The organism is Candidatus Liberimonas magnetica, assembly GCA_020523885.1.
Lineage (GTDB): Bacteria > Elusimicrobiota > Endomicrobiia > Endomicrobiales > JAFGIL01 > Liberimonas > Liberimonas magnetica.
On the sequence record JAJAPY010000015.1, the window covers coordinates 32,030 to 55,137 of the forward strand.

The window sequence follows — 23,108 nt, forward strand, 5'->3', positions numbered from 1 at the left end:
TTTACTGTTTTTTGAAGGTTTATCTGAGAGGTTATTCTACTTTTTGTTAGTTTTTTGTTTTAAGGCTGCAACTTTCTTTAAATCTAGTCAGAGGATTCTTCAACTAATTTCTTTAACTTTCGAATTGCGATCGATTCTATATCTTTTATTTTATTTGCAGAAATATTGACCTTTTTGCTCATATCTTTTAAAGAATGATACTTCTTGTCATTGAATCCATATCTCAATTTGATTATCTCAGCTTCAATTGGCGTTAGATGCTCCAGCATTTCATCCAGGCTTATTTTATTTTCAGATTTATCAAGGATTTCGACAATTGTGTCGCTGCTTTCATCCGGTACGATGTCTCCCAAGGTCGCTTCTTTTTCATAATTATCCAGGTATTTATCCAGTGACAAGGGCTTTGACAAATTCTTTCTTTGAGACAACAACTCTTTTACTTTATCCAGGTCAAAATCAAGTTTTTTGGATATATCCTCCAAAGAAGGGACATTCCCTTTTCTTACCTCGTCTTCCATGCTTCCGACTATCCTCTTCAAATCCGACATTACTTTATATGGCAAGCCTATGATCGCATTGCTTTTATTTATGTATTCCTGCATATTTTTGACTATCCAAAACCAGGCATAAGTGGAAAATTTTGTTTTTAACGAAGGGTTATAATAGTTAATAGACTCAAGGAGCCCGCTGTTTCCTTCAGCTATAAGCTCTTCCATATCAATGTTTTTAAAACAGTTGTGATATTTTCTTGCAAGAGAAATAACTAAGGATGAATGCTTTGTTATTAATATATCACGTGCATTTTCATCGCCTAATTTAATATTGTCTATAATTAGTTTATCCTCAGTGGAGACCCTCCGGCAGGAGCCGGAGTCTCCTTTGATAACGCGACCTACTGCGACATCATCTGTATTGCCTACTCCGCCGTAGTAGCCTTTATGGCTACGAAGGCCGGGCATCCCCCGACAGGAGCCGGGGGATTTCATATCGCATGTATTAACCTTATTGAGCTTAGATTTTTTTTTAGATTTAGAAGCCATTCTTATTTGGAATTCTTTAGGGATTCGGGACAAATTTAAAACCGCGCCCGAAAACAGTCTTTATTTTTTTTCCCCAGGGACCGAGAGCTTTGCGCAAATTCTTTATATGGGTATCGATTGTCCTTGTTGCTATGAATTCCTTGACGTCAAAAACAGATTCCAGCATATATTCTCTTGATAAAACTACATTAGGTTTCTTTAAGAACATGTGCAGCAGATCAAATTCTTTCGGCCTTAATTCTAACTGTTTTTTATTTAAGGTCACGGTTCTGGCTATAAGGTTTAATTCCAGCCCGCCAGAGCTTAAGATCTCAACTTCATCTTTCCTGCTTACCCTTCGCAGGAGAGAGTGAATCCTGGCAAGCAGCTCTTTGGCGCCAAAAGGTTTTGTGATATAATCATCTGCGCCGATTTCAAGGCCAATAACTTTATCCGTTTCAGATGATTGTACGGTCAGCATGATTATAGGGATATTTTTTGTCTGTAGATTTTCCCTGAGCAGCCTGCAGAGTTCAACACCGCCTATTTGAGGCATTTTTAGATCAAGGATCATAAGGTCAGGCTGTGATTTAATGGCTTTTTTATATCCGGTATCTGTATCCGGGGAAGTTATAACCAGATAACCCTCACTCTCTAAAAGATCGCTTAAGAACGACCTTATGTGCTCTTCATCATCAACAACCAAGATTTTTTTCTTAGAGATCATGGCTTCTCCTTATTGAGCCCCACGTACATGTACGTGGTATCAACATCCTTACCACCTTCTGTGGGGCGAAATCCCTCTTCATCTTTGAGCCTACCCGTGGTTTTTAGAACCGCGGGATAAAAATTTTTTATTTTCTTTTTCTTCTGTCAAGTACATAAGTGCTGCGCTCGCTCTGTTTTGCGATTTTCTTGAGTTCAGAAGCTATTTCACTTAACTCGCCGTAATGGGCTATCCTGGTCTGTTCGTTTGATATTATGGCCAATTGTATGGTCATAAAAGGAAAGTTTTTTGTATTCCCGCTCCTGTCTTTGGAGACTATGTAACCCCGTTCTCTATCCTCTTTATCATAGAATTTAGGTATGCTTTCATCGAATAGCCTTATTATCTCTTCGGCTATCCCGATAAAATTGCTTGGAGTCGATATAATAATAAAATCATCCCCTCCTATATGCCCGATAAAATCTCCCTTCTGGCCATAGGTTTGAACCGACCTAATAAGTATGGATGCGGTATTTTTTATTATTTCATCGCCTCTTTGAAATCCATATCTGTCATTAAAACTCTTAAAATTTGCTATGTCCAAGTAAATCATGGCAAAGGGAATAGAATTAACGATCCTTTTTTCTGCTTCGGCTTTTATCGCAGCATTACCTGGCAAAAAGCTTAGAGGATTTGCACTGATACTTTGCATCTTGCGTTCAAGGACAGAGTTGATCCTTGCCACTAAAAGTGACGGCTTAAAAGGCTTGGTAATGTAATCATCAACCCCAAGCCTAAGGCCTCTTATTTCGTCATGCTCGTTGTTCTGAACGGTTAACATAACGACGGGCTTATTTAACAACATCGGGTCCGTCCGCATGCGCTCCAAGAGTTCATAGCCGTCAAGAATAGGCATGGCGCAATCAAGTACTATCAGGTCAGGAGATTCTTCATAGATCTTTTTTAACCCCTCTTCGCCATTACTTGCGGTCACTACGGTAAATCCCTCATTAGACAAAATATCGCTTAACATTTCCCTTAAATTAGGCTCATCATCAATTACAAGAATTTTACCTGGCATAAAATACCTTTAACATATAAAATCAGATTAAAAAAACGTTATATTTTGTTATTTAAGTTTCTATTCTTTTATATACCGGGATAGTAAATTTGAATGTTGAGCCCTGTCCCAGCGTGCTCTCAACCCAGATCCTTCCATTGTGCAGTTTTATTATCTCCGCAACAATCGCAAGGCCAAGGCCTGTCCCTTTGGGTTTTTTCATTCCGGATTCTTTAACCTGAAAGAACCTTTCAAATACCCTTGTAAGGTCATCGGGCGGGATGCCGATACCGGTATCCTTAACCCAGCCGGTGATAGATTGTCCGTCTTCATTAAGTCTTGCGCCTATGGAAATCTCAGAACCTGCTTTGGTAAACTTAAGAGCATTACCGACAAGGTTTGTTATAACCTGTTTTATTCTTTCAGGGTCTGCGAAAATATTCGGCAAATCCTTGGCTACTGCATTGAATATTTTTTTCTGCTGCTGTTCTCCTAACGAAACGAATAAAGACACTATTTCTTCCGCAAGGTCATTGAAGCTCACAGGTGTTTTTCTAAGCTCAAACCTGCCTGCTTTAATTTTTGCTATATCTAGAACATTATTTATGAAATTTGTAAGCCTTATAGTAGCATCTTTTATGATTTTTAAGGACTTTTCCTGTTTTTCCCTGGGCATATTCCTATTAAAACCTTCAATTAAAAAATCACAATAACCGTCTATTGCAGCTAACGGAGACCTCAGTTCATGAGAAACGCTGGAAACAAAACTATCCTTTAGCTCATCCAGTTCTTTTAATTTTCTTGCCATATCATTGAAAGTATGGCCTAAGCTTCCGAGCTCATCTTTTGAATGAATTTCCACCTTACTGTCCAGATTCCCTGCACCTATTTCGTTAGCCGCTTTTGCAAGAGCCTTGATCGGCTTGTTAAAGAAAAAAGCTATAATACTGGACAACAGCAAGCCGCAAAACAGAGCCAAAACAGAAACCTGCATAATTTTCTTGCCTAACGCAATAACCGCTTGTTTTATTTCATTTTCCAAATAAGTCTGTGAATACCCTGCTTTTATCGTGCCTCTATATTCATTATCAAGATAAATTGGCATTGAAAATTCTTTGATTTTTTCATTTATATGCGATACAAAATCCACTGTGGTAAATTCGCTTACCCTTGTTATCCTGGATTTAAAATCTTCCTGGCGTTCGGCGTCTCTTGAATTAAACAAGACTATTTGTGACGGAGAAATGTATCCAGCATATACTATAGTAGGATAATGTATCTTTATTATTGACCTAATCGTATTTAAGACCTGTATCTCATCGTTGACAACCAGGGATTCCTTACACGTATATAAGAAGTCTTCAAAACTTTTTTTTCGATTTTTTTCCAACTGGGAGGAAAGCAGGCTTTTTTGTGTAAAGAAAATACTTATAGATATTCCACAAATTACAAATATTATCAGCAATGAAATGTAGAGTGTAAACTTGGTTCTTAAGTTCATTTTATTAAGAGATGGAACCCCTTCGGCAGGAGCCGTCCTGCCTCCGATGCTCCGCTACGGAGTCCGACAGAATCGTCCGACATGGCAGGACTTTGAATAACGCGGCACCCCCTATAATCAACATCCACCCCTGTTAACAAGTCCGATGATTCTTACACAAACTCCATATCGAGAAATCGAAAAGTCAACAATGTTTCTGTCATTGGGTTAGCCAAGCAAATATAAAATCCTCCCCGTTTCGAATTTTTTCGAAACGGGGATTTATTAAATATTTTTACTATAAATAAAATAACAAACGGCTAAAAAAATAAATCCAGCTCTACGGACTTATGCCCATGGTATCAGGATTTCTGCCCTTTAAAAAAATTTCAACATTTTTCCATGGATTTACATCCATGTTTGCCTTCAAGGTTGTATCAAGCGCTTAAATCTCTTCTTTTGACTGCAGGTTTATGCTGACCCCGCCCATCTTGCCTGCTACTAAATTATATAACCAAGATATAATAACGATACCAACAAGCATGATAATTGTGTATAGAACTACAAAAATCAGCCATGACAATAGTCTTGCTCCCACCGTTAAATCTCTTGCAACATCAGTCGGAAAAAGAAAGAATGTAAACAACCCTATCACGGTGCCAAGAATTGCAAATACAACTGGAACTATCTTAAGTAAAGATTTTACATTGATCTGTTTCAACTCATAAGCTGTCATAAAAAACCTCCTAATGGTATTTTAACTTAAAAATTCTTACAAACTTTACAAAAACTCTTTACTAACAGTGCACCTCCTTTTATTTTATTATAGAATTATATAATAGATTATAATAAATAAATTTTAAAATTTCAAGCTATTTATCAATTAATTATGTAATTTAAAAAACTGGCTGAGGTAGGGGTTGAACCTACGACCAACGGCTTATGAGTCCGCTGCTCTACCACTGAGCTACTCAGCCTACTCTAAACTTTTCAAAAACCAAAGGTCTTGTCACCATGCAGGTGATGACCTGCATAGGCAAACCTACGACCAACGGCTTATGAGTCCGCTGCTCCACCGCTGAACTACCCTGCCTTTGCCTATTATATATCCAATAATCTACTAATATTACAATTCAATTATTTTAGCTTCTTTTTGAGGCAGTTTAAGCAGTGCAATCGTACATTTGCCTGTAAGCCACCCACCGCATTCTCCTGGATTTATAATCAAAGTCTTGCCGCTCGCTTTAATTTCCGGTACATGGGTATGCCCATAAATTATAATATCGTACTTTTGGCTTTCTATCAAGGCATCCAACAAATAAGGTTCGTGTATGGCCAGGACTTTATGCCCTTCAATGTTCGTCTCAAAAAAACCATCGTGTATCTCGCCTAAATCCTTTATTTTCTGCCGCCATATTTTTTTTTCACCGTCATTGTTCCCGAAAACTATTATTAGTTTTGACTTTAGTTTTTCGAGCTCCGTTAGGCAAATCGGAGATATAATATCCCCTGCATGAAACACCAAAGATACATCATGTTTATTAAAATAATCAACCGCTTTCCTTATGAGCGGCATATTTTCATGAGTATCAGCTATCACACCTATAATCATATTTTAATTCATTAATCAATAGATTGTATTTCTTTAATTTCAGGGACTTCCTGCTTAAGTATTTTAAAAACTCCCTGTTGTAAAGTCATTTTTGACATAGGGCAACAACCGCAAGCACCTTTTAGCCTTACTTTAACTATACCATTTTTGGTTACTTCCACTAACTCTACATCACCGCCGTCTGCCTGCAAGTGAGGCCTGACTTTCTCTAACGCTTTTTCCACTTTTTCTTTCATTGTATTCTCCTAATGGCTAACTGCTTGCCCACAATACTTCCTCGACTTTGCTTAATAAACTGTTGATTTCAAACGGCTTACTTACGAAATGCCTGACCTGTTTAAATTCATCGAACAGTGCTTTTGCAGCAGGAAGTGCCGTAAGTATTATTATTGGTATATTTTTAGTTTCTTCCTGTTGAGCAAACTGCAACTGAATAGAATAACCATCTATTCCGGGTAACAATATATCCAGAATAATTAGATCTGGTTTTTCGTTCACAGCTATATCAAACAATGAATTGCCCTGGGCCATAGCTGAAACATTATAACCTTTTGATTTTAAGGCTATCGTTAAAAGGTCACTTACCTCTTTTTCATCATCAACTATCAAAATTTTTTTTGCCATCACCTTTTCTCCAATACAACCTTGATTTCTTCAGGAATCTTTACAGGCCGCAGATCTTTATTTACAAAAGGGTGTTTTGTGCTGCCTTTTACAAGGGCCTTTTCACCGGCTGTGACCTCGTAATTAAAAATTATACTGGCAAAACTAATTTCGCTGAGTATAGTCCTTACAGTTATAAGATCATCGTATCTTGCGGGTGACACATATTTGCAATGGGCCTCTATCACAGGCAGATATATTCCCTTACTTTCAAGATCCTTGTAACTTAGCCCTCTTTCCCTTAACCATTCTGTCCTGCCGCGTTCAAAATAAACCAGATAATTTGCATAATAAACCATCCCCATTTGGTCTGTATCAGCATATGGAACACGGATATTTATCTCATTCACCCAGCCCACCTTAACATCTTGTAGTATCATTATAAAAACCCTTGCTAAGCACTGTCTAATACCCGGCAAATCTTAAAATCAAGATGGGCTGGGTTCATTTTTTATTTGCTACTATAAAACTTTTTCATGTCATCTAAGCTGATAGGTTTATAATCTCCGGCATGGCCTGCTGTCCCAAAATCTTTCATTTTTGATTCTATTAAAACAGCAAGCGTGTCGCGGGCAGGGCCAAGATAATCCCGCGGGTCAAATTTCTCCGGGGTTTCTGCGAACACTCTCCTTATCTCCGCGGTTATAGCAAGCCTTCCGTCGGTATCTACGTTTATTTTGCTTACCCCTATTTTGATAGCCCTTTGCAGATGTTCCATGGAAACTCCAGTTGCTCCAGGCATCTTACCTCCGTATTTATTGACCCGGTCTATCAATTCCTGCGGTACTGAAGACGCACCGTGAAGAACGATCGGGATATCGATAAGCTTGCGGACTTTCTCAAGCACGTCGAAGGCAAGATTCTTGGAACCTTTGAATTTGTAAGCGCCGTGAGAGGTACCTATCGCAATAGCAAGGGCATCAAGCTTTGTTTCGTCTACAAATTCCTTCGCTTCATCGGGGTCAGTAACATGTATCGAGCCTGAACCGACACCGTCTTCAATACCTCCGAGACGGCCTATCTCCCCTTCAACGGTCACGCCGAATTTATGGGCATATTCGACTACTGATTTAGTAACGTCAACATTATATTTATAATCTGAAGGTGTCTTTCCGTCTTCTTTTAGGGATCCATCTATCATTACGGACGTAAAACCAAGACTGATCGCTTTTTTCGCCGTTTCAAGCGAATTGCCATGGTCAAGGTGCATTGCGATCGGGATATCCGGGTTTTCTTCCTCTGCCGCAAGCATCAAGTGTTTAAGGTAAGTAAAATTACTGTATTTTAAAGCACCCCTGCTTGCCTGGATAATAACAGGTGATTTCGTAACTTGAGCTGCCGCCATGATCGCCTGTATCTGTTCCATATTGTTCACATTGTAAGCACCAACACCATAGCCTTTTTTTCTTGCTTCATCCAGGATCTGCTTCATCGGAACTAATGCCATTTTTTCTTCCTCCTATTTTTCGCTGATCAGCCATTTATTTAGATATAAGACTGAAGTTTAAGCTTAACGTTCACCAATCTGTCTCAAATGTCAGTTGGCATCTTTTTGCCGGGGCTTATTTTCCTTTTTACCTTTTTACCTTCAGATGTTTTGTCCGAAGCAACTAAGGATTTACTCCCTTCCTCAAAAATACCGAGCGCCCTGAATTTATTGTAACGGTCTTCAGAAAGTTCATCGGGCAAAAGTTTTTTGAGCTCATCCAAATATTTTATGAGAGCTTTTTTCACGTTGTTTGATGTCACTACCGGGTCTTTATGAGCTCCGCCGACAGGTTCCTGGATTATCTCATCAACAACACCGAGCTTGAACAGGTCAGTCGCCGTAATTTTTAATGCCTCAGCCGCATCAGGAGCTTTCGCTGCATCATGAAAGAGTATGGCAGCACATCCTTCCGGCGATATTACCGAATAGTATGCATTTTCAAGCATCAGGATCTTGTTTGCCACACCTATTCCAAGAGCTCCCCCTGAACCGCCTTCTCCGATTATCACGCTTATAACCGGAACAGCTAAAGCGGACATCTCCCTTAAATTCCTTGCTATCGCTTCAGATTGCCCTCTTTCTTCAGCCCCTATGCCAGGATAAGCTCCCGGTGTATCTATAAATGTAATAATCGGACGGTTAAACTTTTCTGCAAATTTCATGACTTTAAGAGCTTTGCGGTATCCTTCGGGGTGGACCATGGCAAAATTCCTTTCCATATTCTCCTGCAGGTTCCTTCCCTTTTGCTGGCCGATAACAGCCACCGGCTGTCCATCTAATAAAGCTAGCCCGCATATTATAGCTTTGTCATCTGAGAAATTCCTGTCCCCGTGCAACTCTATGAAATCAGTAAAAATAGCATTAATGTAATCAAGGGTGTACGGCCTTTTTGTATGGCGCGCTAGCTGGACCCTTTGCCAAGGAGTCAAAGAACTATAGACTTTGGTCTTTAGTTCTTCACATTCCTTTTCAAGAAATTTTATTTCTTCGGAAGACTCTCCTGCAGTTCTCAGGCTCTCTAATTTATTTTCTATTTCAATTATAGGTTTTTCAAATTCCAATACCGAGATATCGTCTGCCATGGTTTCACCTTATTTACAAGTCCCTTCGGGAACTTGTCGATTATACAGATTTTAAAAAAAGATTACAGTGATTACAGAAGCGGCTTACTTTTAATCTGTGTAATCTTAGTTAATAATCATTATAATCAAGTATAGGGTTTTTAATTTCCTATACTAGAATTTACTTACATAATTAATGCGGATAATACGTTCGTTTGCAATTTGAGAACTTGCATTACTAATATCAGTATTACTTCCTAAATATCTTCCGGCCAGGTCTACGCTTAAATCCTTATTTATAAAGAACCTGGACCCTATATTTAACCTGTTTAGAGTTATATCGTTCTGGATATTATCATATTCTGCCAAAAAATTAAATTTATCTTCTAAATTTATTAGGATATTCGCAAAACCTGTAATCGTGTTATTTTTGAAATCTGCTATATTGCCGCCCAATGTTAAACTAAAACCCGGAAACAATATCTCTCTTCCTATTGCAGCAAAAATTCCTTTTTCTTTTTGGGTAAATTCTGCTTTATCTCTGTCGTAAAAATAGCCCTGGCCGTCATACCCGAGCACAAAGGCCGGAAGCACTAGGCCTCCTTCAAACGGCCTTATTTTCATATATAAAGCCGGAGGACTGACCGAGATTTTATCGGATGCCACTACATTGTCTGAACCTATAACCTTTTGCGCTTCCCAGCCCAAGCCCAGGTTAACCATTCTAAAAACACCGAAGTCAAGGCGCGTGATTATTCCTCCGTTTGAAAAAAGCCTGAAATTTAAATCGTAGCCGCCGTAATCAAGCATGCCTGTCGTAGGTGTGTCTATGACGTACGTTGACTCGGCAAAAGAAGATACCCTTAGATTTAATAATAATAATACCAAAAGTAATAAAAATTTGTAGATTAATTTCATACCTTTCTATACCTTCCTTCTTGCAAACTCAAAACACTAAACTCTAAATAAATCCAAAATATAAAACTTAAAACTTCAAGCTTTGAATTTTGGATATTTTGAGTTTGTTTCGTGTTTAGAATTTCGGATTTAGCGTTTTATCAGTTTCTATCGATCGCTCTTTTAGCTATATCTTTCCTATAATGCATACCGTCAAATTTTACTGACTTTACCGCATTATATGCTGTTTTAAGAGCCTGGTTTATATTATCAGCTACACCGGTAATCCCGAGAACTCTGCCGCCAGAAGTAACTACATTGCTTCCTTTTAAAGAAGTGCCTGCATGAAATATAATCACATCCTGCTGTTTTAAAACTTCAGTTAACCCTGAAATCTCAACATCTTTTATGTAATCTCCTGGATAGCCTTTTGATGTCAAAACAACACATACAGCGGATTTATTATACCATTCTATTTTGCATTTGTCTAATTTAGCATTAATTACACAATCTATTATATCCAAAAGGTCTGTTTTAAGAAGGGGCAATACGGCCTGGGTTTCAGGATCCCCAAAACGGCAATTAAATTCAAGTACAAAGGGTTTTTTATTTGAGATCATAAGGCCGATGTATAAAACACCTTTATATTCTATTTTTTCTTTTTCAAGACCATTAATAACAGGTTTAATTACTTTTTCTTCAACCTGAACCCGCATTTCTTTATCAAACAGAGGTGCAGGTGCATAGGCACCCATTCCTCCGGTATTTGGCCCCAGGTCATTATCAAAAATCCTTTTGTGGTCCTGGGACGGAACCATAATGCTGTAGTTCTTTCCGTCCAAGAACACCATTATCGACACTTCTTCTCCTGCTAAAAACTCTTCGACAACAACATTTTCTCCGGCTGTCCCGAAAACTTTTTTTTCAAGGATACTTTCTAACGATTCTCTTGCCTCTTCTGCGTTATTACAGATTATCACGCCTTTACCCGCTGCCAGGCCGTTGGCTTTGACTACTAAAGGCATACTTTGTTCTAATGTACTAAGGTAACTTAGGGCATCCTTTATTTCACTGAACACCTCATATTTTGCAGTAGGTATCCCGTATTTTTTCATAAAATTTTTAGCAAAAACTTTACTTGCTTCAAGCATTGCAGCTTTTTTGTTAGGCCCAAAAACATTTAAGCCTTCGGAAGTGAAATAATCAACCAGGCCTTCAGACAGAGGGACTTCCGGACCGACTACCGTATAATCTATATTTTTTTCTTTTACAAACCCGGCAAGGGCCGAAAAGTCATTTATCTTATAATTATAACACTCAGCTATTTGAGAAATCCCTGCATTTCCCGGTACGCAATAAATCTTTTCGACTTTTGGGCTTTGTTTTAATTTCCAGACAAGCACATGCTCACGCCCTCCGGAACCAATAACTAATACATTCATTTTTTTATCCGTTACCTTACGAATTCGACAGCATTCTTAAGAATCTGCAACCCCCACCCGTACTCAGAATCAGTTTCTTTGTTTTTGTCGTTACTCTGAACTATAAACTCCGAACTCTGAACTGATGTCTTATTCGGGTGCTGCCACTTAAAGATGTATCTTTCAGGATGTGGCATAAGCCCTAGTATATTGCCTTTATCGTTAAATATACCTGCAATATTATTTGCAGACCCGTTGGGGTTTAGCGGATATCTTGCTATCTTACCGTTTTTATCCGCATACCTGAACGCTACCTGATTATTATTTTCTATATCTGCCAATACTTTGCTGTCTTTAGCAATGAATTTTCCTTCTCCGTGTGCGACAGGAAGCGGGATTATATCAGGGAGGCCTTTTAACCAAAAATTTTGTATTTTCGCTTTTGCCTTTTGGTTTATTTGAAGGTGAACCCACCTGGATTCAAACTTATCAGAATCATTGCTGCCCAGAGTAACACTCTGGTTAAACCCAAGAGAAGGGTCTTTTTTAAGCTCTTCATCAAGCACGAGTTTCAACTTAGGCAAGATTCCCATCTTTACCAAAACCTGGAACCCGTTACAAATACCTATAATGGGCTTGCCCGATGAAGAAAACTTATAGATTTTCTCGCCCAGCTTATACTTCAATTCGTTTGCAAGTATCCTGCCTGAAGCTATATCGTCGCCGTAGGAAAAACCGCCAGGGATAGCAAGTATCTGGTAATGGTCAAGTTTTACTTCATCATCTATCAATTTATTGATATGTAAAAGTTCAACCCTTGCACTGCAAAGCTCAAATGCAAACTTTGTTTCGATATCACAGTTTGTTCCGGCAGTCCTTAAAACCAGCACTCTAGGTTTGTTCATTTTCATTACCAGCTTAATGTTTTTTGCCACGAATCTCTTAAGGTATTTATTTTTTCTTCTATTAGCGTTTTACCTTTTAAGTCTTTTATTGTCAGAGTTGCTTCTTTGGTTACTTTGCCGGCATGCTTAAAAGGCAAACCTGCCAAAGTTTTTTCAAAGAGTTTCTTGTTCTTCGGGTTTACTTCAACTATAAACCGGCTGTTGGACTCCGAAAAAAGGAGTCCTGTTTCTCCAAGTTTTGTTTCTTCAGGGATATCCGTTAAATCAAACTCTATGCCTCTATTACCGGCTATCGACATCTCGGCTAAGGCTACTCCTATACCGCCTTCCGAGCAATCATGGCACGAACTTACTAAACTTTTATTTATGGCATTTTGTAAAGCTCTCAGCAACCTTTTTGACCTAAGGGCATCAAGCCTCGGAACACTGCCACCTAATAGATTATGGATTTTAAAATAATGAGAACCGCCCATCTCATTTTTGGTTTCACCCAGGACATAGATGAGGCTCCCTTCCTCTTTTAAGTCCATAGTTATAGTCTTTCTTATATCATCTACTATCCCTACGGCAGAGATCAAAAGAGCCGGCGGTATGGAATATAGTTTATCTTTTAAAGCATATTCATTATGCAGGCTGTCCTTGCCGGAAATAAAAGGCGTGCCGTAGATTTTAGCGATATCATAACACGCCTGCGCAGCCCTTACCACCCCTGCAAGCTGCTCAGGACGGTTAGGGTTTCCCCAGCAAAAATTATCTAAAATAGCGATTTTCTCTAGCTGGCCTCCGACACACACTGCATTTCTTATGGCTTCATCGATACTTGAAGCTGCCATCCAATAAGGGTCAATTTTACCGTATTCAGGGTTAAGCCCGTTTGAAATGACTATCCCCCTGTATCTAGATTCGCCTGTAATTGTGTACGGCCATATCACCGATGCATCCCCGGGCCCTGTGTTTTCTATTTTGCCGTGCAGGGGTTTAACTACGGTCTGCCCCTGGACTTCATGGTCGTACTGCCTTATTATCCATTCCTTCGAGCAAATATTGTAACTCGAAAGAAGCTGATTTAAATCCTTGCCTAAGTTTTTAGAACTCTGAACTCTCAACTCTGAACTCTCAACTCTTTTTTCCCATACGGCTTTTCTTTTCTGCCTGGGTACGCCGTTATGCAAGAATTCCATATGAAGTTTAGCTACGACATCCTTTTCATACATTACTGTAAGGATTTTATCATTAGTGAACTCGCCGATGAACGTAGCTTCGACATCTTCCGAAAGAAAAACTTTTTCTATGTCACCCTTATTCTTTTTAGGGACCGAAAGCACCATTCTTTCCTGGGCTTCTGAGATCCAGATTTCCCAGGGTTTTAAACCTTCATATTTTAATGAGACCTTTTCCAAATGGACCAGGGCGCCGCAGTCCTGCCCAAGCTCACCGACTGCACTTGATAACCCGCCCGCGCCGCAGTCCGTAATCGCATGATATAAATTCATGTCGCGTGCTTTTAAGACCGTATCCAGTACTTTTTTTTCTATGATGGGGTTCCCTATCTGAACCGCACTTACGTCTGATTCCTGGTCCAGCTGGACAGACGAAAAAGTCGCTCCGTGTATGCCGTCCCTGCCGGTCTTTCCTCCGACGACTAATATCAAGTCTCCGGGATAGACTTTCTTAAAACATTTATTTTTTGGGATAATGCCCAGGGTGCCGCAGAAAACAAGCGGATTAGAAGTATACCCCTCGTCAAAATATACCGCCCCGTTAATTGTAGGTATCCCCATCCTGTTCCCGTAATCGCGGACGCCTGAAACTACTCCTTTAGCGATCCTTTTGGGATGAAGGACACCCTGCGGAAGGTCTTTCCAGGGAAGGCCGGGCAGGCCGAAACAAAAGACATCAGTATTTGCAAGAGGTTTTGCGCCAAGGCCGACACCTAAAATATCCCTTATTACTCCGCCTATCCCTGTTGCTGCGCCTCCGTACGGCTCAAGCGCTGAAGGATGGTTATGCGTTTCAACTTTAAAAGCAACACCATTGTTTTTGTCAAATTCGATTATACCTGCATTATCCTTAAAAACAGAGATACACCACTTTTTATTGAGTTCTTTAGTCACTTTAAATACTGTTTCTTTAAGCAAGTTGTTATAGACTTTTTTACTAGGCATACAATCTGTCGTTTTGGATTTTTGGTTTGCGGCCTGCTGCCCATGGGCTTTTGTGTGAGGCTTTATCTCTTCGTATTCAACAATTCCGGCCAGGGTCTTATGCTTGCAGTGCTCGCTCCAGGTCTGGGCAAGAGTTTCAAGTTCGACATCCGTGGGATTCCTTCTAAGTTTTTTGAAATACCCCTGTATCGCCTTCATTTCAACAAGCGACAAGGACAAAATATAATCCTTGCTTATTTTAATAAGCTTTTCGTCTGATGAATTCATGATCTCTATGATCTTTACCATTCTATTCCTGCTTTATCGTATTGTATATTTCTGTATTATATTATTGACCAGAAGACGTTCGGTTATTTGTTTCACGGAATTTAAAGATACCGAACCCGTAAAAATATATTTATGCCCTGTTTTAACTTTGAGCTCTTTATCTATACCGAGATCCTTGATCGCCTTTATAATGCTCTCGCTCACAACATCCGTAACACCCGGTTTGAACCACACTTCAACTTCGTGCCCCTGGCTCTTGGTTTGGGAGTTTTTTGCCTGAGCGTTCTTGGATGCAATACTTCTTATACTGCAATTCTGTGTAACAGGGTCGATAAGAAGGTTTTTAGCTATCTTGTTAATTTCGTAAAGTTCAATATTCCCTTCTATATAAAACAGAGGCGAGTATCTTACCTCAGGCTTGTCTTTTATCCCAATATAAGAAATGTCATTCCTTATATTGTGGCCGTGAATATCTTTAAATCCTTTATTTAACATTACTTCAACTTGGTAAATCATTTTTTTAGCCTTCAGGCTTCAGGGATCAGGTTTCAGCATTAAAAATATTATTTCTTTTTGCTGACGCCTGATGCCTGATACCTAATTATATTTCCTTTCCCGTTAATTTTCTATAAGCATCCAAATATTTTTCTTTTGTTCTTTTAACAACATCTTCGGGCAGGGACGGAACAGGCGGCCTTTTAACCCACTGTATCGATTCAAGATAGTCCCTTACATATTGTTTATCAAGGCTGTCTTGAGATTTTCCGACTATATACTTGCTTTTTTCCCAAAAACGGGATGAATCAGGGGTCAATATCTCATCTATCAGGATTATTTTGCCGTCAAGAAGTCCGAATTCATATTTTGTATCGGCAAGGATTATCCCTTTTGTTTCGGCATGCGAATTTGCCCTTGTGTAAATCTTTATAGATAAATCCCTGATACTCTCAGCTAATTGATTCCCAATCCGCTTAGCCATTTCTTCAAAAGAAATATTCTCATCATGTTTCCCGCCTTCTTCCTTGGTAGTGGGCGTAAATATGGGTTGAGGCAGTTTTGATGATTCAAGAAGCCCTTTTTCAATCTTTATTCCGCAGATAGCCTGGTCTTGCTTATATGATTTCCATCCTGATCCTGAAAGATAGCCTCTTACTATGCATTCTATATCAACCCTTTTTGCTTTCTTTACAAGTGCGGACCTATCCCTTAAATACGGATACTTCCTGAGTTCTTTGGGGAAGCTCTCAAAATCGCCTGTGATTATATGGTTAGGCATCATATCTTTTATAAAATCAAACCAGAACATCGACAACTTATGAAGAATCTTTCCTTTATCAGGTATTATGGTAGGAAGCACAAAGTCAAAAGCAGAGATCCTGTCACTGGCAACTATTAAAAGGTTTTCTCCAAGATTATAGACATCCCGTACTTTTCCTCTATGATAAAGCGGCAGATCGATTTTTTCAGTTTCAACGGTTTTGTTCATAAATTACCTCAAATTGAGCCCCACTTGCATGCACCCGTTACTAAAACTCTTGCCACCTTCGGTGGGGCGAAATCCCGCTTCATCCACGAGTATACCCGTAGTTTTCAAAGCGGCGGGACAAACTTATTTATACATATATAAAAATATTTTGGCAAGGATTCCGCTCATAAGCGCAACTACGGGCAGGGTAAAAATCCAGGCATAAATTATTTTGAGCCCTGTTCCCCATTTTACTGCTTTCATTCTTTTTTCTACCCCAACTCCGACTATACTCCCCGTTATGGTATGAGTAGTGCTTACAGGCACTCCTAAGGACGATGCAGCTTCAAGGACTATTGAAGCTGAGAGCTCTGCTGAAGCGCCCTCTATGGGCCTTAGATGAGCAAGCTTACAGCCGAGTGTTTTTATTACCTTTCTTCCCCCTATAGCCGTACCCATAGCCATAGAAAATGCGCAGGCAAGCATTACCCAAATCGGAACATGAACATTTTTAAATTCCACTGCTCCGAAATACCCGCCGGTAAACAACAACAGAGTAATTACTCCCATAACTTTCTGAGCATCGTTCTGCCCGTGCATCAGTGACATTGTTGAAGAAGTAATTATCTGGACAAAAGCAAAAATCTTTTTAACTCTAATGGGTTTTAATCTCTGAGCTATGGTATAGCTCAGTTTAAGGATAAGCATACCTATAATAACACCAAGGACCGGAGAAAGGACCATAGCAAGAAATATTTTCAAAATGCCTTTTAACACAATTACGTTAAAACCATATACCGAAATCGCAGCACCTATCAAACCGCCTATCAAAGCATGTGAGCCAGAAACAGGAAGTCCTTCCAAAACAGTGTATACTTCCCAGATAATCGCCGCAAGCATAGCCGCAAATATAAGAAAGGCTCCGTGTTCTCCTGTAACGATAGTCGGGTTTACAATCCCACCTCCTATTGTTTTAGCGACCTTTGTGCTCAATAGCGCCCCTGCAAAATTTAAAACAGCAGAAAGAGCGATTGCAGTAGCAGGCCTAAGGATCCTTGTTGATATACATGTTGCAACTGCATTTGCAGTATCATGCCACCCGTTGGCAAAATCAAAAGCAAGAGCCGCAAGAATTACAATCCAGTATAATAACGGTAATTGGTCAAACGGAATATGCATTTATTTATAGACTGCAGACCTCAGACTAGAGACTTCAGCCTTATCCTTTTGGTTTTAGCTGCTGTCTGTGGTCTGTGGTCGGATATCTGAGGTTTCAGCTGTATTTAAATATCAACGATTCTACATCCATCGCTGCCTGGTTACACCGGTCAAGGGCGCGCTCTAATTCTTCGACTATTTCCTTAAATTTTATTACGTATAACGGGTCTTTTCCATCCTTAAAAAGCATTGCAAGTATATCATGGTATAATTTGTCACCTTCTGATTCGTATCCTTTGATATTTTTACAAATTTCTAAAACGCTCCTGTTAAGCTTGGGGCCTGAAATAGCACGTACAGCTTTTGCAGTCTCCTGGCAAGAAAGAAAAAGCTGTTCAGTAAGCTTTATTACTTCAGGCAGCATTTCTGTGACATTGTATAAGGATATCCTTGTTGCCGCAGCATCCATAAAATCTATTATATCATCCAGGTCAGAAGCAAGGACATGTATGTCCTCCCTGTCATAATTTACTATAAATGTGCCTTCAAGCCAGTTCATTGTTTCATGGGTTACATTGTCGCTGTTATGTTCAATTTCTTTTATTTCTTTTGCCCATTGATCTATCCCGGACACATCGAACGCACGGATAAAATCATAGAATTTTTTAGATGTCGCCTCAAGATTATCTGCGTATGCCAGCATGAATTTTTCAAAATTATCTTCCATCCCAAAATACTTTTTTAACATATTAACCTCCTAAACTTCGGACTTCAGGCGTCAGACTTGAGACATCAGACTAAAGACTTCGGATTGGACTTTTGGTTTTAGTCTGTAGTCTGTGGTCTGAAGTCTGCTTTATTCCCATTCAATCGTAGCGGGCGGTTTCTGCGATATATCATAGACCACACGGTTAACACCCCGCACTTCATTTATTATCCTCGATGAAATCCTGCCCAGGACATCATAAGGCAGCTTTGACCAGTCCGCAGTCATCGCATCATCAGATTCTACTACCCGAAGAGCGATTACATTTTCGTAAGTCCTTGAATCTCCCATAACACCTACGGTTTTTATGGGAAGAAGCACCGCGAAAGCCTGCCACAGTTTTTCATAGAGCCCCGAGCGCCTTATCTCTTCTTCAACTACAAGGTCGGCTTTCCTTAGGATATCTGTTCTTTCCCTGGTCACTTCGCCAAGGATACGCACTGCAAAACCCGGCCCGGGGAAAGGGTGCCTGGTTAAAATTTCCTGAGGAATGCCAAGTTCCAGACCGAGTTTTCTTACCTCGTCTTTAAAAAGAAATTTTAAAGGTTCTATCAGTTTCAACTTCATTTTTTCCGGCAAGCCCCCTACATTATGATGAGTTTTTATTGTTGCAGAAGGACCTTTGACAGATATGCTTTCAATAACATCCGGATAAAGCGTACCCTGGACCAGGAACTTTATGTTTTTTAATTTTTTTGCCTGGTCATCAAAAACCGCTATAAATTCATGTCCTATTATTTTTCTTTTCTTCTCAGGGTCTATTACTCCGGATAATTTATTTAAAAACCTTGCGGAAGCATCTCTAATTATCATATTTTTGCCGAATTTTCTGCTGAATATCTTTTTAACTCTTTCTTTTTCTCCGTGGCGCAGGACCCCGTTATCCACGAAGATGCAAGTAAGCTGTTTACCGACAGCTTTATGTACCAGGACCGAAGCTACCGAAGAATCCACTCCTCCCGAAAGAGCGCAAAGGACCTTTTCCCTGCCTACAGCCGCTTTGATCCTTTTTATCTCTTCTTCTATGAACGAATGCATAGTCCAGTCAGGTTTTTCCCTGCAGATATTGTAAACAAAATTTTCTATTATCTTTTTTCCAAAAGGGGTGTGCTTTACCTCAGGGTGGAATTGTACGCCGAATATCTTTTTTTCTTTACTGAAAATCGCTGCATAGGCAGAGTTTTTTGTATGGCCTATATGTTCAAAACCCTTAGGGAGCCTTTTCAATGCATCTCCATGGCTCATCCAAACAGGCATCCTCATATCAAGGTTTGAAAACAGGTCATTTGAGGTATCAAGTGTAAGTTCGCTTAAACCATATTCCCTGTGCTTTGAGCGTTTTACTTTTCCCTTAAAGTGTTCTCCTATAAGCTGCATACCGTAACATATGCCAAGTACAGGCACATTATAATCCCATATCCTGGAATCGGGCCACGGCGCATTCTTATCATATACGCTGGAAGGGCCTCCGGACAATATCAAGCCTGAAATATCGCTAAGGGACGGCAAGCCGGATACAGGTTTATTTCCCGGGTATATCTCGCAATATACCTTTGCTTCCCTGACCCTTCGTGCTATTAGCTGCGTGTATTGAGAACCGAAATCAAGTATTAGTATCATTTTTATATATGACTTTAGTTTTTAGGAATACTTCTATCCTTTAATAAAGTTTTTATTAACCTATTTAGGTGTTGATTTTTTGTGTATTAAGCAGTTATGGAGAAATTATCTGCTCCAACTGCCTTTGGTCCACCAGGGCTGCTCTTGCTCCATAGGACCTATGAGAACAAGGAAAGGCCGTGGACAGGCGGGTTTATAAAAGGCTTTTATTGATTATTTTATATCCTTTAACGAAAACTTTTTTGATTTTCCATCTATAACTTTCTGTCCGAAAACAAATCCCTGTTTTATGGCTTCTGTTTTCCTTGAGAATGTAGTTTTATCGCTAAAAACTCTTTTCCTTACTTTTTCGTTCCTGTGTCTATAAAAACAGACCCTATATCTCCAGAGAAGAGTTTTCTTGTCCTGCTCAGGTATGACCTGTATCTCAAAACCGTTATAGTATAAGAAATGAGGTTCCTCAATGCAGAGTTTCTTTTTTTTCTTCGGAAGCCGTATCATTTTAATTTACCTCCTATCAGTCCGTAGTTATTAGTCATTAGTTCGTAGTTACTACGAACTTCTAACTCCGAACTAAGAACTCTTTACTTGCACATTCCGACTCTTTGGGCTTTCTGGAAAAGCTTGCCTTCATGTTTTATATCAGGAGCTATGATAAGCTCGGCAAGCTGCATTTCTTTTATATTCATTGCTCCGACAGACCCCATACAGGTTTGCAGGGCGCCGACAAGGTTTTGCGTACCATCATCAAGAGATGCCGGCCCGTACAATATTTCTTCAAGAGTGCCTGTTACGCCTACTCTTATTCTTGTGCCTCTGGGAAGGTTCTGATGAGGAGTAGCCATTCCCCAGTGAAAACCTCTTCCCGGAGCCTCTTTTGTCCGCGCAAACGCAGAACCTACCATAACGGCATCCGCACCTGAAGCAAAAGCTTTGCAGATGTCTCCGCCTGTGCTCATTCCGCCGTCAGTTATTATAGATACATATTTCCCTGATTTTTTAAAATACCAATCCCTTGCTGCAGCGCAGTCAACCGTTGCCGTAACCTGGGGAACACCTATGCCAAGCACACCGCGGGAAGTACACGCAGCCCCTGGCCCTACCCCGATAAGCAAAGCAGCACAACCGGTTTCCATAAGCTCAAGCGCGGCATTGTAGTTAACGACGTTCCCTACGATTACAGGAACCTTCATATCCTTGCAGAATTTTTTATAATCAAGAACCTCATATTTTGTTGCTATATGCCTTGCTGTTGCAACCGTGTTTTGTACAACAAATATGTCAACACCCGCTTCCTGAGCTATCGGCCCTGCCATTGGTGCATTCATCGGCACACAAGACACAGCAGCCAATACTCCACTTTTTTTGATTTCTTCAACACGTTTTGCTATAAGGTTTTTCTTTACAGGTTCCTTATAAATATTTTGGACAAGAGCTGTTGCGTCTTCCGGTTGAGCACTTGCTATTTTGTCAAGTATTTCTTCCGGATTGTCGTAACGGGTCTGTATTCCGTCAAGGTTAAGCACTCCTAACCCTCCAAGTTTTCCCATGGCAATGGCAAACTTGACGTTTACTACGCCGTCCATGGCACTGGCAAGAAAAGGTATCTCAAGGGCTATATTGCCGATTCTTGTATGTATATCAACTTCCTCCGGATTTACGGTTAAAGGACCCGGTACTATAGCCACTTCATCAAAACCATATGCACGCCTTGCTTCACGGTCACGGCCTATAAAAAAAGACATTTTACTATTCCTCCAATCACACTCTGTATATTTAGAATACAAAACTTATACAAAATACAGTTATTTTTTCAATTTTTATTGTTTGAGCTTATTTAGGGTTTCGAGCTTAGTATTTAGCATTTAAACAGAAAAAAGTCAAATCTATTGTTTTAATATATATGAATATATATTAAATGACATATATTGTATAAAAATTATCAGCAAAATTCAAAGCTTGGCAACGGTTATTTTATCTTGAGCCTGATACTTGCCCTTCTTGTCAGCATACGATGTCTGACATATTTCATTCGCTTCAAGGAATATAACCTGGGCTATACCTTCGTTTACATAGAGTTTGACCGGAACATTTGAGGTATTTGAAATGCTCATAGTAACATACCCCTCCCATTCAGGTTCAAAAGGAGTGACATTTACTATCACCCCACACCTGGCATAGGTAGATTTGCCAAAACAAATGGTCAATATGTTACGAGGTATCCTGAAATACTCAAGCGAACGCCCAAGTATGTATGAGTTAGGCTCAATTACTATGAAATCATCAGCCTTTACTTCCTTAAAACAGGAAGGTTCAAGCCTTTTCGGGTCAAGCACTCCCTTATGCTGGTATATTTTAAACTCGTTAGCCACCCGCATGTCATACCCATAAGAAGATACCCCGTAAGAAATAACCCCCTTCCTAACCTGAGCCTCTTCAAACGGCTCAATCATCTTATGTTCCCTCGCCATCTTGACTATCCATTTATCAGGTTTTATCATTTAATTTCCTAATCTTCCTTAAATTTTCAACATCAATCAAATCTATTGATCTGCCTGTTTTTTCTTTTGATTTTACTAATTCATTATATCCGATGTAATTAACTTTTTGCCCATAGTAATCAAGGATTTTTCTATTCTGCCAGACTTTACTAAAACTTACCCCTTTAATCGACATTATCAAATCCACTCTTATCGGCTCTTGGCCTATCTGGACAATATTATCCTTTTTTTCAAAATCACTTTCATTTAACTGATTTGCCAATTCTTTAAATCCAAAATCAATTAAAGCTTTAATAACTTTTTTTCCGTTATCTCTATTAGGTTCAACCAAAATATCCATGTCTTTTGTATATCTGGGCCTTCCGTGAATTCCTACAGCGAAAGCACCTACAATACAATATCTTACTCTATTTTTATTTAACAACATTAAGAATTCTTTAAAATCCTTTTCGTATCTCATATTCTTTTTGAAATTTTAAATACCTTTTTCATAGACATTTTATTGGGGTTTAATCCATTAAGAATAAAATATTGCCTTCTACAGAAGAATATATCATCCAATTTTTCCTCAGGCGTCATCTGTGCATCAAGTTTTTCATGAAATCGCCTTGCTTTATCATAGGAATTTGTAATATTAAACCACTTTTTTGCAATCATTTATCTTCTCTCATCTTGACTATCCACTTATCCGGTTTTATCATTGTTTTACAGCATTTTATAATGCAACGTATCTTTTAATTTTTCAATCAAAGTCATTAATCATTCATATTTCTAAATGTTTCACATAGTCAATAGGAAACAAAACGTTATCTTTACAATCCTTCTTGCCAGATTCATCAATACTGTCATGGTC

The 23,108-nt window shown here is 39.3% G+C and carries 25 protein-coding genes and 1 tRNA gene; all 26 read right to left on the reverse strand.

The genetic code is table 11. From position 1 onward, the window contains the following. Positions 1-83 precede the first annotated feature (83 nt). Positions 84-1,040, reverse strand: a complete 957-nt coding sequence (locus tag LHV68_10595; protein MCB4792316.1) for a sigma-70 family RNA polymerase sigma factor — start codon at positions 1,038-1,040, stop codon at positions 84-86. 16 nt (positions 1,041-1,056) lie between these two features. Next, entirely contained in the window at positions 1,057-1,746 is a 690-nt protein-coding gene (locus LHV68_10600; protein ID MCB4792317.1) for a response regulator transcription factor, read from the reverse strand. A gap of 127 nt (positions 1,747-1,873) precedes the next feature. Beyond that, positions 1,874-2,806: a response regulator gene (locus LHV68_10605; protein ID MCB4792318.1), complete on the reverse strand. Its 933-nt coding sequence runs from the start codon at positions 2,804-2,806 to the stop codon at positions 1,874-1,876. A 52-nt stretch (positions 2,807-2,858) separates the two neighbouring features. Further along, positions 2,859-4,286: a HAMP domain-containing histidine kinase gene (locus tag LHV68_10610; protein MCB4792319.1), complete on the reverse strand. Its 1,428-nt coding sequence runs from the start codon at positions 4,284-4,286 to the stop codon at positions 2,859-2,861. Between the two features lie 424 nt (positions 4,287-4,710). Further along, the gene (locus tag LHV68_10615) at positions 4,711-5,001 is read right to left on the reverse strand and encodes a hypothetical protein (GenBank protein MCB4792320.1); all 291 of its coding nucleotides are present in this window, start codon (positions 4,999-5,001) and stop codon (positions 4,711-4,713) included. 169 nt (positions 5,002-5,170) lie between these two features. After that, positions 5,171-5,242 (reverse strand) — tRNA-Met (locus LHV68_10620). A 149-nt stretch (positions 5,243-5,391) separates the two neighbouring features. Then, complete coding sequence (locus LHV68_10625; GenBank protein MCB4792321.1) at positions 5,392-5,877, reverse strand: metallophosphoesterase; 486 nt, start codon at positions 5,875-5,877, stop codon at positions 5,392-5,394. 11 nt (positions 5,878-5,888) lie between these two features. After that, positions 5,889-6,113, reverse strand: coding sequence for a NifU family protein (locus LHV68_10630; GenBank protein MCB4792322.1), 225 nt, complete (start codon positions 6,111-6,113; stop codon positions 5,889-5,891). Positions 6,114-6,129: 16 nt separating this feature from the next. Continuing rightward, positions 6,130-6,501 (reverse strand): response regulator, encoded by a 372-nt coding sequence (locus tag LHV68_10635; protein ID MCB4792323.1) that lies wholly within the window; start codon positions 6,499-6,501, stop codon positions 6,130-6,132. Continuing rightward, entirely contained in the window at positions 6,501-6,920 is a 420-nt protein-coding gene (locus LHV68_10640; protein MCB4792324.1) for an acyl-CoA thioesterase, read from the reverse strand. The genes LHV68_10635 and LHV68_10640 overlap by 1 nt, the downstream gene beginning before the upstream one ends. 71 nt (positions 6,921-6,991) lie before the next feature. Then, the gene (locus LHV68_10645) at positions 6,992-7,987 is read right to left on the reverse strand and encodes a ketose-bisphosphate aldolase (protein MCB4792325.1); all 996 of its coding nucleotides are present in this window, start codon (positions 7,985-7,987) and stop codon (positions 6,992-6,994) included. Positions 7,988-8,070: 83 nt separating this feature from the next. After that, the gene (locus LHV68_10650) at positions 8,071-9,111 is read right to left on the reverse strand and encodes an acetyl-CoA carboxylase carboxyltransferase subunit alpha (protein ID MCB4792326.1); all 1,041 of its coding nucleotides are present in this window, start codon (positions 9,109-9,111) and stop codon (positions 8,071-8,073) included. A 153-nt stretch (positions 9,112-9,264) separates the two neighbouring features. Further along, positions 9,265-10,008, reverse strand: a complete 744-nt coding sequence (locus LHV68_10655; GenBank protein ID MCB4792327.1) for a hypothetical protein — start codon at positions 10,006-10,008, stop codon at positions 9,265-9,267. A 140-nt stretch (positions 10,009-10,148) separates the two neighbouring features. Then, on the reverse strand, positions 10,149-11,429 hold the full coding sequence (gene purD, locus LHV68_10660; protein MCB4792328.1) for a phosphoribosylamine--glycine ligase: 1,281 nt from the start codon (positions 11,427-11,429) through the stop codon (positions 10,149-10,151). 11 nt (positions 11,430-11,440) lie between these two features. Beyond that, positions 11,441-12,313, reverse strand: a complete 873-nt coding sequence (gene purQ, locus LHV68_10665) for a phosphoribosylformylglycinamidine synthase I (GenBank protein MCB4792329.1) — start codon at positions 12,311-12,313, stop codon at positions 11,441-11,443. Between the two features lie 5 nt (positions 12,314-12,318). Then, positions 12,319-14,766 (reverse strand): phosphoribosylformylglycinamidine synthase subunit PurL, encoded by a 2,448-nt coding sequence (gene purL, locus LHV68_10670; protein ID MCB4792330.1) that lies wholly within the window; start codon positions 14,764-14,766, stop codon positions 12,319-12,321. Positions 14,767-14,778: 12 nt separating this feature from the next. Then, positions 14,779-15,261, reverse strand: coding sequence for a phosphoribosylformylglycinamidine synthase subunit PurS (locus tag LHV68_10675; protein ID MCB4792331.1), 483 nt, complete (start codon positions 15,259-15,261; stop codon positions 14,779-14,781). Between the two features lie 85 nt (positions 15,262-15,346). Continuing rightward, a complete protein-coding gene (locus tag LHV68_10680) occupies positions 15,347-16,231 on the reverse strand; it encodes a phosphoribosylaminoimidazolesuccinocarboxamide synthase (protein MCB4792332.1) in 885 nt (294 codons plus the stop codon). Between the two features lie 123 nt (positions 16,232-16,354). Beyond that, complete coding sequence (locus LHV68_10685; GenBank protein ID MCB4792333.1) at positions 16,355-17,389, reverse strand: inorganic phosphate transporter; 1,035 nt, start codon at positions 17,387-17,389, stop codon at positions 16,355-16,357. A 94-nt stretch (positions 17,390-17,483) separates the two neighbouring features. Further along, a complete protein-coding gene (locus tag LHV68_10690; protein MCB4792334.1) occupies positions 17,484-18,116 on the reverse strand; it encodes a DUF47 family protein in 633 nt (210 codons plus the stop codon). A gap of 108 nt (positions 18,117-18,224) precedes the next feature. Beyond that, a complete protein-coding gene (guaA, locus tag LHV68_10695) occupies positions 18,225-19,754 on the reverse strand; it encodes a glutamine-hydrolyzing GMP synthase (protein ID MCB4792335.1) in 1,530 nt (509 codons plus the stop codon). A 213-nt stretch (positions 19,755-19,967) separates the two neighbouring features. Then, positions 19,968-20,255 carry a hypothetical protein gene (locus tag LHV68_10700; protein ID MCB4792336.1) on the reverse strand — a complete coding sequence of 96 codons (288 nt, stop codon included), beginning with the start codon at positions 20,253-20,255 and terminating at the stop codon, positions 19,968-19,970. A gap of 83 nt (positions 20,256-20,338) precedes the next feature. After that, on the reverse strand, positions 20,339-21,499 hold the full coding sequence (locus LHV68_10705) for a GuaB3 family IMP dehydrogenase-related protein (protein ID MCB4792337.1): 1,161 nt from the start codon (positions 21,497-21,499) through the stop codon (positions 20,339-20,341). Positions 21,500-21,706: 207 nt separating this feature from the next. Further along, the gene (gene dcd / locus LHV68_10710) at positions 21,707-22,255 is read right to left on the reverse strand and encodes a dCTP deaminase (protein ID MCB4792338.1); all 549 of its coding nucleotides are present in this window, start codon (positions 22,253-22,255) and stop codon (positions 21,707-21,709) included. Continuing rightward, positions 22,242-22,715: a nucleotidyl transferase AbiEii/AbiGii toxin family protein gene (locus LHV68_10715; protein MCB4792339.1), complete on the reverse strand. Its 474-nt coding sequence runs from the start codon at positions 22,713-22,715 to the stop codon at positions 22,242-22,244. The genes dcd and LHV68_10715 overlap by 14 nt, the downstream gene beginning before the upstream one ends. Further along, positions 22,712-22,912, reverse strand: a complete 201-nt coding sequence (locus tag LHV68_10720; GenBank protein ID MCB4792340.1) for a hypothetical protein — start codon at positions 22,910-22,912, stop codon at positions 22,712-22,714. Before LHV68_10720 ends, LHV68_10715 begins: the two co-directional genes overlap by 4 nt. Between the last annotated feature and the right edge of the window lie 196 nt (positions 22,913-23,108).

Bases quoted from the DNA above. Each gene is read 5' to 3' on its own strand.
- purL (MCB4792330.1), bottom strand. From the start codon at position 14,766: ATGGTAAAGATCATAGAGATCATGAATTCATCAGACGAAAAGCTTATT.
- LHV68_10705 (MCB4792337.1), bottom strand. From the start codon at position 21,499: ATGTCTTTTTTTATAGGCCGTGACCGTGAAGCAAGGCGTGCATATGGT.
- LHV68_10690 (MCB4792334.1), bottom strand. From the start codon at position 18,116: ATGTTAAAAAAGTATTTTGGGATGGAAGATAATTTTGAAAAATTCATG.
- LHV68_10640 (MCB4792324.1), bottom strand. From the start codon at position 6,920: ATGATACTACAAGATGTTAAGGTGGGCTGGGTGAATGAGATAAATATC.
- LHV68_10635 (MCB4792323.1), bottom strand. From the start codon at position 6,501: ATGGCAAAAAAAATTTTGATAGTTGATGATGAAAAAGAGGTAAGTGAC.
- LHV68_10675 (MCB4792331.1), bottom strand. From the start codon at position 15,261: ATGATTTACCAAGTTGAAGTAATGTTAAATAAAGGATTTAAAGATATT.
- guaA (MCB4792335.1), bottom strand. From the start codon at position 19,754: ATGATACTAATACTTGATTTCGGTTCTCAATACACGCAGCTAATAGCA.
- LHV68_10720 (MCB4792340.1), bottom strand. From the start codon at position 22,912: ATGATTGCAAAAAAGTGGTTTAATATTACAAATTCCTATGATAAAGCA.
- purQ (MCB4792329.1), bottom strand. From the start codon at position 12,313: ATGAACAAACCTAGAGTGCTGGTTTTAAGGACTGCCGGAACAAACTGT.
- LHV68_10700 (MCB4792336.1), bottom strand. From the start codon at position 20,255: ATGATACGGCTTCCGAAGAAAAAAAAGAAACTCTGCATTGAGGAACCT.
- LHV68_10685 (MCB4792333.1), bottom strand. From the start codon at position 17,389: ATGCATATTCCGTTTGACCAATTACCGTTATTATACTGGATTGTAATT.
- purD (MCB4792328.1), bottom strand. From the start codon at position 11,429: ATGAATGTATTAGTTATTGGTTCCGGAGGGCGTGAGCATGTGCTTGTC.
- LHV68_10625 (MCB4792321.1), bottom strand. From the start codon at position 5,877: ATGATTATAGGTGTGATAGCTGATACTCATGAAAATATGCCGCTCATA.
- dcd (MCB4792338.1), bottom strand. From the start codon at position 22,255: ATGATAAAACCTGATAAATGGATAGTCAAGATGGCGAGGGAACATAAG.
- LHV68_10595 (MCB4792316.1), bottom strand. From the start codon at position 1,040: ATGGCTTCTAAATCTAAAAAAAAATCTAAGCTCAATAAGGTTAATACA.
- LHV68_10615 (MCB4792320.1), bottom strand. From the start codon at position 5,001: ATGACAGCTTATGAGTTGAAACAGATCAATGTAAAATCTTTACTTAAG.
- LHV68_10605 (MCB4792318.1), bottom strand. From the start codon at position 2,806: ATGCCAGGTAAAATTCTTGTAATTGATGATGAGCCTAATTTAAGGGAA.
- LHV68_10715 (MCB4792339.1), bottom strand. From the start codon at position 22,715: ATGAGATACGAAAAGGATTTTAAAGAATTCTTAATGTTGTTAAATAAA.
- LHV68_10650 (MCB4792326.1), bottom strand. From the start codon at position 9,111: ATGGCAGACGATATCTCGGTATTGGAATTTGAAAAACCTATAATTGAA.
- LHV68_10655 (MCB4792327.1), bottom strand. From the start codon at position 10,008: ATGAAATTAATCTACAAATTTTTATTACTTTTGGTATTATTATTATTA.
- LHV68_10680 (MCB4792332.1), bottom strand. From the start codon at position 16,231: ATGAACAAAACCGTTGAAACTGAAAAAATCGATCTGCCGCTTTATCAT.
- LHV68_10600 (MCB4792317.1), bottom strand. From the start codon at position 1,746: ATGATCTCTAAGAAAAAAATCTTGGTTGTTGATGATGAAGAGCACATA.
- LHV68_10630 (MCB4792322.1), bottom strand. From the start codon at position 6,113: ATGAAAGAAAAAGTGGAAAAAGCGTTAGAGAAAGTCAGGCCTCACTTG.
- LHV68_10645 (MCB4792325.1), bottom strand. From the start codon at position 7,987: ATGGCATTAGTTCCGATGAAGCAGATCCTGGATGAAGCAAGAAAAAAA.
- LHV68_10610 (MCB4792319.1), bottom strand. From the start codon at position 4,286: ATGAACTTAAGAACCAAGTTTACACTCTACATTTCATTGCTGATAATA.